Source organism: Streptomyces sp. NPDC002835 (assembly GCF_053591995.1).
On sequence record NZ_JBSFUW010000022.1, the window covers coordinates 106,409 to 120,947 of the forward strand.

Below are 14,539 nucleotides of genomic sequence, written 5' to 3' on the forward strand. Positions count from 1 at the left end.
CGCCTGACGGCAATGTGGACTGGACCAGTCCGGAGTGCGGACTCAATCTGGCATGGCCCTGACAGTGGGTTAAGGCCACCGTCGGCGGCTTGCGCCTACTGGCCGGAGGCAATCACCGGATAGTGGTCGGACAGATTGGTGTACGTGTAGGTGGTGCCCCAACTGGAGACCGACCAGGGCGCACTCCGCTCCTTGATCACCTCATTGGTCCAGCCGGACGGCTTCGCATGACCCGCCCGGTGCAGGACGTGGTCCAGGTCCTCGCGCGGGTCGTCCGGGTAGCGCTCGGCGGCGATCGAGTTGTCCCGGGTGTCGAACGAGTACGGGTGGCCGGTGCGCGCGTCGGCCCCCACCAGACCGCCGTCGGCCAGCATCGAGGCGTACTCGGGGGCGCGCGAGTCCACATTGAAGTCGCCCGCCACCACGACCTGCTCGGAGGCCGGGATGTTCTTTGCGTCCAGGAAGGCGTCCATGGCGCGGAACTGACGGCTGCGCATCCGGGCCGCCTCGCCCGCGTCGCAGCCGGGGTCCGTGGACTGCGCGTGGGTGCCCACGACGTGCACCAGGACGCCGTTCACGTCGAGGACCGCGTACACGAAGCCCTTGTTCGACCACCAGTCCGCGCCGCACGCGTCCTTGTAGACGTACTGCTCCTTGCGGACGATCGGCCACTTGCTGAGGACGGCCACCCCGCCGTCCTCCGGTGTCGTGGACGAGTACGAGCCGCCGGTCGCGTCCCAGCCGTCCTTGCTCCGGCCCATCACCGGCGTCCGGTACGGGTACTGGCCGGCGGCGTTCTGCAGCAGCGCCTCCGAGGAGGAGTTGTCGAACGCCTCCTGGAGGACCACGACGTCGTTGCCCTCGAAGAACGGCGCCGCGGGTATGGCCGCGGCCCGGTGGTCCTGGCCCCAGTTGGGGTACATGGACTTGCTGAAGAGGAACGCGTTGTAGGTGAGGACCCGCAGGTCCGGCGTTCCGGCGGCCGGCGCCGCGGCCGCCGCCGGCGCCGCGCCCGCCAGGGCGGTGGCGGCGAGCACGGCGGACAGGGCGGCGGACACGGTGGCGCCAACGGCACGGCGGGGCTGGGGACGCGGCATTGGATCTCCCGTTGTGAGTGGGGGGTTTCCTCCGGTCCGGGGGACCGGCGCGCACATCACATCAGCCGTAGTTACCTTCTGGTAATGGTCAGGTGCCGGGTTTCTGTACGCGACACCAAGATCAGGGAGCGAGCGGGAGCTTGAACCCGACGTGGGAGCCGGTGAAGCCCAGCCGCTCGTAGAACCGGTGCGCGTCGGTGCGCGAGGCGTCGGAGGTCAGCTGCACCAGCCGGCAGCCCTGGTTGCGGGACTCCTCGATCGCCCACTCGATGAACCGCTGCCCGAGTCCCTTGCCCCGCTCCGACTTGTGGACGCGCACCGCCTCGATGATCGAGCGGGTGCTGCCGCGACGCGACAGGCCGTGCACGATGGTCAGTTGGAGCGTGCCGACGACCGTTCCGGCGCGCTCGGCCACCATCACGTACTGGTGAGGGTCGTCCCGCAGCCGCTCGTACGCCGCCAGATAGGGTTCCAGGTCGTCGGGGGACTCCCGGCCCACCCCCATCGAGTCGTCGGCGAGCATGGCCACGATGGCCGGGACGTCGTCCGCGACGGCGGACCTGATCACGATGTCCGTCATGAGGCGCAGGCTATCCGGACGGCTCCTCGCCGCCGGGTGCGCCCCCGGGCCGGCGCTCGCGCCCCTCGCCACCGCCCGCGCCCCCGGGCGGCCGCGGCCGCACAGGGCGATACACCCAGGTCGCATACTGGAGGTGACCGACCGGCCGCACCCAGGGAGAACACCGATGAGCAGGGCAGTCGACGACGAACCCCTGCCGCCGCCGCCCGGAGGCGTCCTCTGGGGGCTCGCCGGTGACGTCCGGGCCCTGCTGATGCTGCCCGCGGCGCTCACCATGCAGGTCGCCCACCCCGCCGTCGGCGCCGGCGTCGACGAGCACTCCGTCTTCCGCACCGACCCCTGGGGCCGCGGCGAGCGGTCGCTGCGCTCGCTCCAGCTCTGGATCTACGGCGGCGAGGCGGCCGCCGCGGAGGGCCGCAGGCTCCGCGAACTGCACCGCACCATCCAGGGCACGGACGCGCACGGCCGCCGCTACCACGCGCTGAGCCCGGCCTACTACTCCTGGGTCCATGCCACCGGCTTCCCCGTCTACCGGCACGCCGCCCGCTACCTGGTGCGCGAACTGACCGGCGCCGAGGAGCGGCAGCTGTACGCGGAGTGGCTCCAGGTCGGCCGGATACTCGGCATCCACGACCGGGACATGCCGCAGACGATCGAGGAGTTCTGGCCGTACTACCGCAAGGTGCTGGCCGACGAGCTCGAGGCGACCGTCGTCGTACGGGAACTGGTCGCCGTCGACCAGCCGGTGCCCCCGCCCGACCGGGGGCCGCTGCCCGTCCGGCTGGTGCTGCGCGCGCTGTGGCCGGTGCTGGCCCCTCCGCTCGCCCGCTTCCGCCGGTTCATGACCATCGGGCTGATGCCGCCGGACGCGCGCGAGGCCATCGGGCTGCCCTGGACCGGCGCGCAGGAGCGCCGGCTGCGGCGCTTCGCCCGGGTCGTACGGGCGGTGGTGCCCGTACTTCCCGAGCGGCTGCGCTATCTGCCCCTGGCCCGCGAGGCGCGCCGGGCCGAGCGGCTCAGGTCAGGCCGCCGCGCGCGATGACGTCCGTGTACCAGTGCGCGCTGTCCTTGAAGGTGCGGCGCTGCGTCGCGAAGTCGACGTGCACGATGCCGAACCGCTTGCTGTAGCCGTACGCCCACTCGAAGTTGTCCAGCAGGGACCACAGGAAGTAGCCCCGTACGTCCGCGCCTTCGCCGATCGCCCGGTGCACGGCGGAGAGGTGGGCGTGCAGATAGGCCACCCGCTCCGGGTCGTGGACCTGACCGGACGGGTCGGCGTAGTCGTCGTACGCCGCGCCGTTCTCGGTGATCACCAGCGGCACACCCGGCAGGTCGTCGCGCAGCCGGATCAGCAGCTCGTGCAGCCCGTCGGCGTCGACCGGCCAGTCCATCGCGGTACGCGGACCGGGCGCGGGCAGGAACCGTACGTGCTCCTCGGCGCCGGCCCACGGCGAGGGCGACTCGGAGGAGCCCGCGGCGACGACGGTGGGGGAGTAGTAGTTGATGCCCAGCGAGTCGATCGGCGTGGCCGCCGCCGCCAGGTCGCCGTCCAGCACGAACGACCAGTCCGTGACCGCCGCGGTGTCCCGCACCAGGTCCTCGGGGAGCCGGCCGCGGAAGACCGGGTCGAGGAAGACGCGGTTGCCGACCGCGTCGATACGGCGGGCCGCGTCCAGGTCCTCGGGCGCGTCCGTGTGGGCCCGGACGGCGTGGAGGTTGAGGGTCAGTGAGATCTCCGAGCCCGCCGGCAGCCCGGCGCGCAGGGTCTGCGCGGCCCAGCCGTGGGCCAGGTTGAAGTGGTGGGCGGCGCGCAGCGAGGCGAGCGGGCTGGTGCGGCCGGGGGCGTGGACCCCGTTGCCGTAGCCGAGGAAGGCGGCGCACCACGGCTCGTTGAGCGTCGTCCAGGTGGCCACCCGGTCGCCGAGCGCCTCCGCCATGATCCCCGCGTACTCGCCGAACCGCTGGGCGGTCTCCCGCTGCGGCCAGCCGCCCGCGTCCTCAAGCTCCTGCGGCAGGTCCCAGTGGTAGAGCGTGGCCACCGGCCGGATGCCGGCGTCCCGCAGCTCGTCGACGAGCCGGCGGTAGAAGTCGAGGCCCTTCTGGACGGCGGGGCCGCGGCCGGTCGGCTGGACCCGCGGCCAGGCGACGGAGAACCGGTAGTCGGTGACGCCGAGCCGGCGCATCAGGGCGACGTCCTCGCGCATCCGGTGGTAGTGGTCGGCCGCGATGTCACCGGTGTCGCCGTTGCGGACCTTGCCCGGGACCCGGCTGAAGGTGTCCCAGATGGAAGGGGTGCGGCCGTCCTCGGCCGCCGCGCCCTCGATCTGATAGGCGGCGGTGGCGGTGCCCCAGCGGAATCCGGTGGGGAACCGGAGCGTCGTGGTGGTGTCGGGGCGTGCGTCGAGCGCGGTCATGAGGTGGAACTCCCAAAGAGTGAGACGTCGAGCGAGGAGAGTGAAGGCGGGGCCGTGTCCGGCTGATCGGGGCCGGACACCGCCCGGGGGCTTTCGTCCGGACAGCCCGGCGGGATCCGGACGAGAGGCCCTAGCCCTTGACCGCGCCCTGCATGATGCCGCCGACGATCTGCCGGCCGAGCAGGCCGAAGACCAGCAGCACCGGCAGCGTGCCCAGCAGGGTGCCCGCCATGATCACGGACTGGTCGTGCACATAGCCGCCGCCGAGCTGGCGCAGCGCCACTTGGACGGTCGGGTTCTGCGAGGAGAGCGCGACGATCGGCCAGAAGAAGTCGTTCCAGGCGGCCATGAACGTCAGCATGCCGAGCACGGCCATGCCGGGCCGGGCGACGGGCACCACGATCGACCAGAAGATACGGGCGGTGGAGGCGCCGTCGACGCGGGCGGCCTCGATCAGCTCGTCCGGCAGCGACTGCACCAGGTACTGGCGCATGAAGAACACACCGAAGGCGGAGACCAGACCGGGCAGGATCACCGCCTGGAGCTGGTTCACCCACTGCAGTTCGGCGATCAGCATGAACAGCGGGATGACACCGAGCTGCGGCGGGATCATCATCGTGCCGACCGTGATCGCGAGCAGCGCGCCCCGGCCGCGGAAGCGCAGTTTGGCGAAGGCGAAACCGGCGAGCGTGCAGCACAGGACGGTGCCGACGGTGATCGAGCCGGAGACGATGAGGGAGTTGAGGAGGGCCTTGCCGATGTCGGCCTCCTCCAGCACCGCCTCGAAGTTGCGGAGCAGGTTGGGCCCCGGCAGCAGCGTCGGCGGCACCTTCGCCAGGTCCGCGTTGGAGCGGCTGGCGGCGACGATCGTCCAGTAGAACGGGAACGCGGAGACGAGGAAGGCGGCGATCAGGAACGCGTAGGCGAGCTTGCCGCCCTTCGTCACACGGCCCGCGCCGGACTTGCGGCGGCGGGGCCGCGCCTCCTTCCGGTTCCGGTCGGCCGGCTGCTTCGTCGGCGGGTCGGCGAGCGCGGTCATCGGCCGGCCTCCTTGCGGGAACGGCGGCGCGCGATCAGGGCGTTGACCCCGACGAGCACCACGATCAGCACGAACATCACCCAGGCGATGGCGGCGGCGCGCCCCAGGTGGAAGAAGCCCCAGCCCTGCTCGTACATGTACAGACCGAGCGTCTGGTACTGGTGCGAGATGCCGCCGGAGATGGAGCCCTCGAACAGCAGCGGCTCACCGAAGAGCTGGGTCGCGCCGATCGTGGAGACGACCACGGTGAACAGGATCGTGGGGCGCAGCCCCGGCAGCGTGACGTGGAAGAACTGCCGCCATCGCGAGGCGCCGTCCACCTCCGCCGCCTCGTACAGCTCGGAGGGGATGGACTGCATGCCCGCCAGGTAGATCAGCGCGTTGTAGCCGGTCCAGCGCCAGATGACGATGGTCGACACGGCGATCTGCGAGGCGACGGTGCCGGTCTGCCAGTCGACGGGGCCGATGCCGACCACGCCCAGGACGTAGTTGATCAGCCCGAAGTCGCGCCCGAAGAGCTGGGCGAAGACGAGCGTGGCGGCGGCCACGGACGTCGCGTACGGCAGCAGCATCGCGGTGCGCAGGAAAGTGCGGCCGCGCAGGCGGTAGTTGAGCAGGTGCGCGAGGCCGAGCGCCATCACGAGCTGCGGCACCGTGGAGAGCACTCCGATGGTGAACGTGTTGCGCAGCGCCGTCCAGAAGAACTCGTCGCTCAGCAGCGCGGTGTAGTTGCCCAGTCCGCGCCACTCCATGTCGCCCGGGGTCTGCAGCTCCACGCGGTAGAGGGAGACGAACGCCGTGTAGATCAGCGGGAAGAGCCCGAAGGCGGCGAACAGGGTGAAGAACGGGGCGATGTAGGCGTACGGCGAGAGCTTGCGCCAGGCACGTCGCACGGCAGGCGGCCGGGGCGGCGAGACCGGATCCTGCTCCGGTTTCGGCTCCGGCTTCGCGGTAGCGGTGAGGGTCACGGGGCGGCCCTTCGGGGCGAGTCGGTACGGGGCTGGGCTGCGGGGCGAGTGGGTGCGGGGCGGGCTGCGGGGCGAGTCGGTACGGGGCTGGGCTGCGGGGGCGGATCGGTACGGGGCTGCGGCCGCGCCCTCCGGATCGTGCGGGCGCCTGATCCGGGAGCGCGGCCTTCGGGCCGGTCCGGTGCGGGGGTCGGGTGACGGCGGACCGGCCCGAAGGGGTTTCTCGTCCGGACCGGGCCGGTCTGGCGGACCGGCCCGGTCCGGACGAGAGGCGGTGGGCGTCAGCCGATCGTGTTCTGGACGCCCTTCTTGGCGTTCCCCCACGCCTTCTCGGACGAGATGCCCTTGCGCTCGACCTCGTTCAGCGCGTTGGTGATCTGCTGGTTGACGTTCTGGTCGTGCACGCCGAGGACCTGGACCGGGGCCTCCTTGGCCGCGTCACCGAAGATCTGGCCGATCGGCGCGCCGGAGAAGTACGGGTCCGTGGCGTTCGCGACCTTCTCGATGGCGCCGGTGGAGGAGGGGAAGTTGCCCTGCTTCTGGAAGAGCTTGGCCTGCTGCTCGGGCGCGGTGAGCCACTGGATCAGCTCGTACGCCTCCTTCTTGTGCTTCGCCGCGCGCGGCACGGAGAGGTAGGAGCCGCCCCAGTTGCCGGCGCCGCCGGGCAGCTTGGCGATGTCCCACTTGCCCTCGCCGCTGTCACCGGCCTGGCCCTTGATGTAGCCGAGCATCCAGGCGGGGCACGGGATGGTGGCGAAGGAGCCGGCGGCGAACGCCTGGTTCCACTGCGGCGACCACTGGTCGAGCTTGGCGCTCAGGTCGCTCTCCGCGGCCCTGACGGAGGTGTCCCAGGCCGTCTTCAGCGCCGGGTTGGTGTCCCAGATCAGCTTGCCGGACGCGTCGTAGTAACGCTCCTCCTCCTGGCCGATCATGATGGAGAAGAGGCTGCCGACGCTGTCCAGCCAGGCGCTCTTGGCGGGGGCCTTGGCCTTGTACTGCTTGCCGAGGTCGAGGTAGCCCTCCCACGTGGACCACTTCTTCGCGAGTTCCTCGCGGTCGGTCGGCAGGCCGGCCTGCTTGAACAGGTCGGTGCGGTAGCACATGGCCTCGGGGCCGACGTCGGTGCCGAGGCCCAGGACCTTGCCGTCCTCGGTGGTGGCCGCGGCCCACTTGGCCTCGGCGAACTGGCTCTTCAGCTTGTCCGCGCCGTACTTGGTCAGGTCCTCGAACTTGTCGGACTGCTGCTGGGTGACCGACGCGATCCGCCCGACCTCGATGCCCTGGACGTCCGCGAGACCGCCGCCCCCGGCCAGCCGGGTCTGAAGCGACTTCCAGTAGTCCGCCTCGTCCTCGGTGTCGGTCTGCTTGATCGTGACGTCCGGGTTCAGCTTCTCGTACTCGGCGTAGAGGCCGGCCTCCTTGTAACCGAAGGAACCGAACAGGTCGACGGTGAGCGTGACCTTCCCGCCCTCACCGTCGGAGGCGGTGTCCGACGAACCGGATCCGCAGGCGGCGAGCAGTGCCCCGGCGAGCGCGACGGCACCGAGACGGACGGCAGCCCTTTTGGCGGTTCTGGCTATGGGCATGGGAAGCCTCCCTTGGCTTCGGGGTGGGACGAGCGCTTGAGAGCGCTCTCAAACATGCGCTTGGAGAGTGCCCCGCCGGAACTCGCCTCGTCAAGACTCGAAGGCGTAACGGCTTGGACTCGGGCCCAACTACCCGCCGTGTTCGATGTATTGACACATGTGTTTCAGGGGTTTTACGTTTCGGCCACCTGAGAGCGCTCTCAGCCACCCGTCCCGTGATGACTTGAGGTGCCGCATGCCAGCCCCCCGCACCAGGCCAGCAGCCGCGCTGGTCCTGGCCTCAGCCATGGCCGTCGTCGGCCTCGGCCCGGCCGCCGCACCGGCGGCCGCAGCCACCGTCCCCGTAGGCTCCGGCAGCTATTCCGACACCCGCCCCGCCGGTACGTCGGGCCCCACCACCAACACCGGAGCGCCGGTCACCCCCAAGGTGACCGCCGCCGCCAGGAACCGGCCCGTGCCCACCAACGACTGGTGGTCCTCGCTCGCCTTCCAGCGCTACGGCGACAACCCGTACTCGACCCCCATGTACGGGCACCCCCTCACCTACCAGGCCACGTCCGGCGGACTCGACGTCGGCTACCCGACCTCCGCCGCGATCGTCGGCGACGGCCGCCAGTACGAGTTCGCCCACAAGCGCGACCTGACCATCGGGCTGACCGGCCTCAACTCGCCCGACACCAAGGCCGACGACTGGTCCGACTGGACGGTGACCCCGTACTGGTCCGACGGCGCCCGCACCCTGCGCACCACCATCGGCCACGGCTCCCCGTTCGTATACGCCAACGGCTCCGGCGGCAACGCGCAGATCACCACCGCCGCCGCGCCCGCCGTCTTCGCCGACCAGGGCAACGTCCTCGGCATCACCGTCGGCGGACACCACTACGCCCTGTTCGCACCGTCCGGCAGCGACTGGAACGTCTCCGGCTCCACGATCACCGCCGGCCTCGGCTCCAAGGACTACTTCTCCGTCGCCGTACTGCCGTCCACCAGCGCGCTGGCGACCTTCCGGAAGTACGCCTACAGCTTCGTCACCGGCTCCAAGGCCACCTGGAGCTACAGCGGCGGCACCGTCCGGGCCACCTACCAGCTCACCACCGAGGCCAAGGAGGGCACCGAGCGCGGCACGCTCCAGGCCCTCTACCGCCACCAGTGGCTGAACACCACGGACCCGCTCACGTCCTACACCTACGTCTCCCCGCGCGGCACGATGAAGGTCCGCGAGTCGGCGTCCTTCACCACCAGCCAGAAGGCCGCCGCGGTGCTGCCCGCGGTGCCGAAGTCGAACGGCGTCGACGCCGCCAGACTGCGCGGCTACCTGAACGAGGTCGTGAACGCCTCCGACCCGTTCTCCGGAGCCTCCGACACCTACTGGACCGGCAAGGCGCTCGGCCGCCTCGCCCAGCTCGTACCGGTCGCCGAGCAGATCGGCGAGACCGGCACCCGCGACCGGCTCCTCGGCCTGATCAAGGGCAAGCTGCAGGACTGGTTCACGGCGGGAGGCGCGAGCGAGTTCAGCTACGACAGGGACTGGAAGACCCTCACCGGCTACCCGGCCTCCTACGGCAGCGACACCGAACTCAACGACCACCACTTCCACTACAGCTACTACGTCTACGCGGCCGCCATCGTCGCCCAGTACGACCAGGCGTGGGCCGCCGACTCCGCCTGGGGCGGCATGGTCAAGACCCTGGTCCGCGACGCCGCCAACCCCAGCCGCACCGACACCGCCTTCCCCTTCCTGCGCGGCTTCGACGTCTACGCCGGCCACAGCTGGGCCTCCGGGCACCAGGGCTTCGCCGCCGGCAACAACCAGGAGTCCTCCTCCGAGTCCACCAACCTCAGCGCCGCCCTCGTCCTGTGGGGCTCCGCCACCGGTGACACCTCGCTGCGCGACCTCGGCACGTTCCTGCTGACCACCGAGTCGGAGTCGATCGCCCAGTACTGGTTCGACGCCGACGAGCAGGTCTACCCGGCCGGCTTCAACCACGACACGGTCGGCATGGTGTGGGGCAGCGGCGGCGCCTACGCCACCTGGTGGACCGCCAACCCCGAGGAGATCCACGGCATCAACGTCCTCCCCGTGACCGGCGGCTCGCTGCACCTCGGCGGCGAGAAGACCGCGATCCGGCGCAACATCGCCGAGCTGGAGCGCGAGAACGGCGGCCCGGCCGTCGAATGGCGCGACATCCTCTGGGAGTTCCAGTCCCTCGCCGACCCCGGCGCGGCCAAGGCCAAGTGGGACGCCGGCCACGCCGGCTACACCCCGGAGCAGGGCGAGTCGAAGGCGCACACCTACCACTGGATCAACACCCTCGACACCCTCGGCGCGCCGGACGCCACCGTGACCGGTGACATCCCCACCTCCGCCGTCTTCACCAAGGGCACGACCCGCACCTACGCCGCCCACAACCACGGCTCGACCGCCCGCACCGTCACCTTCTCCGACGGCAAGACCCTCTCCGTACCGGCCCGTTCCACGGCGACCGGCAGCGGGACCGGCGGGGGCGACCCCGACCCGGACCCGGACCCGGAGCCGCCGACCGGCAACACCTTCCAGCTCCGCAGCGGCGGCGCCCTGACCACGGCCACCGGCGGCACGGCCGGCAGCGACACCATCGCCTCCGCCGGCGGCGCCAACCACGACGGCACCCCGCACCAGCCGCTGGTCTACGAGATCCGCGGCGTCAACGGCACGCTCAAGTCGGGCGCGTCGACGGCCTTCCGCCTCCAGGTCGACGCGGGCAGCACGGTCGGACTCGGCCAGCAGGCCCGGATCAGCTACGACTTCACCGGTGACGGCCGCTTCGACCGGACCGAGACGTACCACTACTTCGCGACCGACCCGGTCACCGGCTGGGAGGAGTACTCGCAGGCGCGCGGCCTCAAGGCGGCCACGGGCACCCCGGGCAACCTGGCCGGCGGCACCGTACGCCTCGAGGTGTGGAGCGCCATCGGCAACGGAACCTCGAAGCTGCAGACCGGCACGGACAAGTCCGTCCTGGTGATCCCCTACAACTGACGGGCTCTGAGCCGGGGCTCACGGCTCACCGTCGCGACACCGCACAGGCGGCGGGCATCGGAGTCAGGCCGATGCCCGCCGCACCAGCGTGGTGGGGGTGATCACGGACGCGGGCGCCGCGCCGCCCGACTCGTTCAGCAGCCGCATCAGCAGCCGGACCATCAGCCGCCCCATCCCCTCGATGTCCTGGCGCACCGTGGTCAGCGGCGGGTCCGTCGTACCCACGACCGTGGCCATGTCGTCGAAACCGACCACGGCCACGTCGTCCGGCACCCGCAGTCCGCGCTCCCGCAGCGTGCGCAGCGCGCCCGACGCCATCAGGTCGTTCGAGACGAAGACCCCGTCGAGATCCGGGCGGCGCTCCAGCAGCTCCGCCATCGCCCGCGCGCCGCTCTCCTCCGTGAAGTCGCCCTGGCAGCACAGGCCGGGGTCGGCGTCCACCAGGACGTCGTGATAGCCGTCGGTCCGGTCCTGCGCGGAGGTCTGGTCGCGCGGCCCCGCGATGTGGGCGACGTTCTTGCAGCCCCGCGCGACCAGATGGCGGACAGCCTCCCGGGCGCCGCCGCGGTTGTCGGCGTCCACGTACGGGACGGTGAGGTCAGAGCCGGAGACCGGGCGCCCGCCGAAGACCATGGGGATCTTCGTCCTGCCGATCAGCGCGGGCAGTTCGTCGTCGTTGTGCAGGGAGAACGCGAGAGCCCCGTCGACATGCCCGCCGCCCAGGTAGCGGGCGATCCGGTCGTGGTCCCCGGGGCCCTCCACCCACAGCAGCACCAGCTGGGAGTCGTACGCCGTGAGCTCACGGCTGATCCCGCGCACCTGCTGCTCGAAGAACGGGTCGGAGAAGATCCGCATCTCGGGCTCCGCGATGACCACGGCGACCGCGCCGTTGCGCCGCGTGACCAGGGTGCGCGCCGCGTGGTTCGGCACGTAACCGAGCTCCTCCACCGCCTGGCGCACCTTGTCGACCAGCGGCGCGCGCACCCCCGCGCCGCCGTTCACGACCCGGGAGGCCGTGGCACGGGAGACCCCCGCGCGCGCCGCGACGGCCTCCAGGGTGGGGCGGGACCCAGCGGTCTGCTCCGACACGTGAGGCGCTCCTCGTCTGCTCCAGTGGTGTTCCAGTGCGCCGGTCGGCGACATGATCTGACACGGACAGGATATCCGCCCGGTCAGGCGGCTTGAGAGCGCTTCCATCGAGGCGGCCCGCAGAAGCACACGAGCCCGGTCGGCACCCTCGTCAGGTAGCGGTTCTCTGACGGCGACCTCGCGTACGAGCGGCTTACGGTGCTTGCCCGTTCCCGGGTCCGGAGTCGAGCCGTACCGTGAGCACCTGGCCGACGGCCGCCGTCGCGGCGTGTCCGAGGTGTCCGATTCCGGGAGGGGTGGCCGATGCGAGCCGGCGTCAGAGTCCGCGCCCGTACGTTCGTGCTCACCGCTGTCGCCGTCGCGCTCGCCGTGCCGGTGCTCACCGGAAACGCCCGGGCGGCGCACGCCGTGCCCCGGACCGGGTTCGAGGTGAGCGGGGGTGCGCGGTGGACCTCCGAGGCGCAGGAGCGGGGGCTTCTCGCCGCGGTCGACCGGGGCAGTGCGCGGATGTCGTACGAGCGCGTCGGCACGACCAAGCAGGGCCGGCCGCTGCACCTCGTCCACCTGGGGAACGAGCGGGCGCCGCTCACCGTACTGCTGATCTGCAGTCAGCACGGCGACGAACCGGCGGGCCGTGAGGCGTGCCTCAGTACGGTCAGAGACCTGGCCTTCGCCCGGCAGCCGCACCGGGAACTGGTGCCGCTGCTCCTCGACACCCGTGCGGCCTATCACCTGATTGCGGCTCAACCGGTCGAAGCCTGTTGATACCAGGGCGAGTGTGACTCTTGTGGTAGGGGGTACCGGGGAGTGAATTCAGGCTCCGCGTATCCCTGGAAGGTGCCTCCGTGTCGCACGAAGCAGAGAAGCCACAGAAGCCGGGCGAACGGCTGTGGTATCCGGTGAAGGCCGCGCTGCCGGGCCGCCATCCGCACGAGGACAGACCACCTGTCACGGACCGGGTGGTGTTCGGCATCGCGGCGGTCCTCACGCTCGCCTTCGTGTTCTGGGGCTCGCTGTTCACGGAGGCGCTGCAGAGCGCCTCCGACACCCTGCTGAGCGGCCTGATGCACCACGGCGGCTGGGGGTTCGTCCTGGCCGCCTCGGGCTTCGTCGTCTTCGCGCTCTGGCTCGCCGTCAGCCGCTACGGCCGCATCCCGCTCGGACAGGAGCACGAGGGGCCGGAGTTCCGCACGGTCTCGTGGGTCGCGATGATGTTCAGCGCGGGCATGGGCATCGGGCTGATGTTCTACGGGGTCAGCGAACCGCTGGCGCACTACACGGATCCTCCGCCGGGCACCACGCCGATCGACTCCGCGGACGCCATGCAGACCGCCCTGGCCACCACGCTGTTCCACTGGACGCTGCATCCGTGGGCCATCTACGCGGTCGTCGGACTCGCCATCGCCTACAGCACGTTCCGGCGCCGCCGGCGGCAGAACATCAGCGCCGTCTTCACGCCCCTGATCGGCGAGGAGCGGGCCGCGGGCACGCCGGGCAAGGTGATCGACATCCTCGCGATCTTCGCCACGCTGTTCGGGTCCGCGACGTCACTGGGTCTCGGCGCCCTGCAGATCGGCAGCGGATTCCGCGAACTGGGCTGGATGGAAAGGGCGGGCACGGGCCTGCTCATCTCCATCATCGCGGTCCTGACGGTGTGTTTCGTGGTCTCGGCCGTCTCCGGCGTCGAGCGCGGCATCCAGTGGCTGTCCAACACCAACATGGTGCTGGCGGTGATCCTCGTCCTGTTCGTCTTCATCGCCGGTCCGACCATCCTGGTGCTCGACCTCATTCCCACGTCGCTCGCCTCGTACTTCGGTGAGCTGCCGCAGCTGGCCGGCCGTACGGAGGCGGCCACGGGCGGCGGCGACGTCGCGGAGTGGCTGAGCGGCTGGACGGTCTTCTACTGGGCGTGGTGGATCTCGTGGACGCCGTTCGTCGGCATGTTCATCGCGCGGATCAGCCGCGGCCGTACGATCCGTCAGTTCGTCGGCGGCGTCATCCTGGTGCCGAGCACGGTCAGCCTGATCTGGTTCGCCATCTTCGGCGGCACGGCGATGAAGCTCGAGGAGCGCGGCGAACTGGGCGGCGAGACCACACCGGAGGGCCAGCTCTTCGGCGTGCTGCAGGAGTTCCCGATCGCCGGTGTGATGAGCCTCCTGGTGATGATCCTCGTCGGCATCTTCTTCGTCTCCGGCGCGGACGCCGCCTCGATCGTGATGGGCACGCTCTCCCAGCAGGGCACCTTCGAACCGGCGCGGCTCGTCGTCATCTTCTGGGGCGTGGTGACCGGGGCCGTGGCGGCCGTCATGCTGCTCGTCGGCGAGGGCAAGGGCGACGCCCTCGCAGGTCTGCAGCAGCTGACGATCCTGGTCGCGGCCCCCTTCGTACTGGTCATGATCGGTATGTGCCTGGCGCTCATGCGCGACCTGCGCCAGGACCCGCTGATCGTCCGCGGCGAGATCGCGGAGGAGGCGGTGGAGTCGGCGGTGATCGCGGGTCACGAGAAGTACGCGGGCGAGTTCGAGATCCGGATCGGTCCCGGCTTGGGCCCCGAGGCGGGCCAGATCCCCGCAGAGGAGCCGGAGATCCCGCCGGAGGCGGACCCGGGCACGCAGACCCGCAAGGACGGACCGGAGCCGGGCTGACGGAAGGCCGTCCGCAGGTTCCGCCCGCGGCCGGTGCCGTGGGCCGTACAGCTGGGGCAGTGGCTCACCGGCCTGGGGGCCGGGCCCTCCCCGGTGCGGGCC

At 71.0% G+C, this 14,539-nt stretch carries 10 protein-coding genes and 1 pseudogene; 4 read left to right on the plus strand and 7 right to left on the minus strand.

Annotation, left to right across the window (positions count from 1 at the left end; translation table 11 throughout):
* Positions 1-95: 95 nt before the first annotated feature.
* Together sph and ACWD01_RS23200 are read right to left on the minus strand one after the other, a co-directional pair.
* On the minus strand, positions 96-1,097 hold the full coding sequence (gene sph, locus ACWD01_RS23195; protein WP_451164690.1) for a sphingomyelin phosphodiesterase: 1,002 nt from the start codon (positions 1,095-1,097) through the stop codon (positions 96-98).
* A 121-nt stretch (positions 1,098-1,218) separates the two neighbouring features.
* Entirely contained in the window at positions 1,219-1,677 is a 459-nt protein-coding gene (locus ACWD01_RS23200; RefSeq protein WP_451164691.1) for an N-acetyltransferase family protein, read from the minus strand.
* Positions 1,678-1,843: 166 nt separating this feature from the next.
* Here ACWD01_RS23200 and ACWD01_RS23205 point away from each other — a divergent pair, with 166 nt between their 5' ends.
* Complete coding sequence (locus tag ACWD01_RS23205) at positions 1,844-2,719, plus strand: oxygenase MpaB family protein (RefSeq protein WP_451164692.1); 876 nt, start codon at positions 1,844-1,846, stop codon at positions 2,717-2,719.
* Here the strand turns inward: ACWD01_RS23205 and ACWD01_RS23210 are convergent.
* The 4 genes from ACWD01_RS23210 to ACWD01_RS23225 all read right to left on the minus strand — a co-directional run bounded on the left by ACWD01_RS23210 (position 2,694) and on the right by ACWD01_RS23225 (position 7,684).
* Positions 2,694-4,091 (minus strand): GH1 family beta-glucosidase, encoded by a 1,398-nt coding sequence (locus ACWD01_RS23210; RefSeq protein WP_451164693.1) that lies wholly within the window; start codon positions 4,089-4,091, stop codon positions 2,694-2,696. The two genes, ACWD01_RS23205 and ACWD01_RS23210, sit on opposite strands and share 26 nt — an antisense overlap.
* A 130-nt stretch (positions 4,092-4,221) precedes the next feature.
* A complete protein-coding gene (locus ACWD01_RS23215; protein ID WP_451164694.1) occupies positions 4,222-5,130 on the minus strand; it encodes a carbohydrate ABC transporter permease in 909 nt (302 codons plus the stop codon).
* Positions 5,127-6,098, minus strand: a complete 972-nt coding sequence (locus tag ACWD01_RS23220) for a carbohydrate ABC transporter permease (protein ID WP_451164695.1) — start codon at positions 6,096-6,098, stop codon at positions 5,127-5,129. The genes ACWD01_RS23215 and ACWD01_RS23220 overlap by 4 nt, the downstream gene beginning before the upstream one ends.
* Before the next feature lie 281 nt (positions 6,099-6,379).
* Positions 6,380-7,684: an ABC transporter substrate-binding protein gene (locus ACWD01_RS23225; RefSeq protein WP_451164696.1), complete on the minus strand. Its 1,305-nt coding sequence runs from the start codon at positions 7,682-7,684 to the stop codon at positions 6,380-6,382.
* A 235-nt stretch (positions 7,685-7,919) separates the two neighbouring features.
* Between ACWD01_RS23225 and ACWD01_RS23230 the strand changes: the two genes are divergently transcribed.
* The gene (locus ACWD01_RS23230; RefSeq protein ID WP_451164697.1) at positions 7,920-10,703 is read left to right on the plus strand and encodes a glycosyl hydrolase; all 2,784 of its coding nucleotides are present in this window, start codon (positions 7,920-7,922) and stop codon (positions 10,701-10,703) included.
* Between the two features lie 63 nt (positions 10,704-10,766).
* On the opposite strand, the gene ACWD01_RS23235 is transcribed toward ACWD01_RS23230, so the two are convergent.
* A complete protein-coding gene (locus ACWD01_RS23235) occupies positions 10,767-11,792 on the minus strand; it encodes a LacI family DNA-binding transcriptional regulator (protein WP_451164698.1) in 1,026 nt (341 codons plus the stop codon).
* A gap of 303 nt (positions 11,793-12,095) precedes the next feature.
* Here ACWD01_RS23235 and ACWD01_RS23240 point away from each other — a divergent pair.
* Both ACWD01_RS23240 and ACWD01_RS23245 read left to right on the plus strand, forming a co-directional pair.
* A pseudogene (locus tag ACWD01_RS23240) lies at positions 12,096-12,470 on the plus strand (M14 family zinc carboxypeptidase); the annotation flags it as partial.
* 221 nt (positions 12,471-12,691) lie between these two features.
* Positions 12,692-14,437 (plus strand): BCCT family transporter, encoded by a 1,746-nt coding sequence (locus tag ACWD01_RS23245; protein WP_451164707.1) that lies wholly within the window; start codon positions 12,692-12,694, stop codon positions 14,435-14,437.
* Positions 14,438-14,539: the final 102 nt, after the last annotated feature.

Bases quoted from the DNA above. Each gene is read 5' to 3' on its own strand.
- ACWD01_RS23230 (WP_451164697.1), top strand. From the start codon at position 7,920: ATGCCAGCCCCCCGCACCAGGCCAGCAGCCGCGCTGGTCCTGGCCTCA.
- ACWD01_RS23205 (WP_451164692.1), top strand. From the start codon at position 1,844: ATGAGCAGGGCAGTCGACGACGAACCCCTGCCGCCGCCGCCCGGAGGC.
- ACWD01_RS23215 (WP_451164694.1), bottom strand. From the start codon at position 5,130: ATGACCGCGCTCGCCGACCCGCCGACGAAGCAGCCGGCCGACCGGAAC.
- sph (WP_451164690.1), bottom strand. From the start codon at position 1,097: ATGCCGCGTCCCCAGCCCCGCCGTGCCGTTGGCGCCACCGTGTCCGCC.
- ACWD01_RS23225 (WP_451164696.1), bottom strand. From the start codon at position 7,684: ATGCCCATAGCCAGAACCGCCAAAAGGGCTGCCGTCCGTCTCGGTGCC.
- ACWD01_RS23200 (WP_451164691.1), bottom strand. From the start codon at position 1,677: ATGACGGACATCGTGATCAGGTCCGCCGTCGCGGACGACGTCCCGGCC.
- ACWD01_RS23210 (WP_451164693.1), bottom strand. From the start codon at position 4,091: ATGACCGCGCTCGACGCACGCCCCGACACCACCACGACGCTCCGGTTC.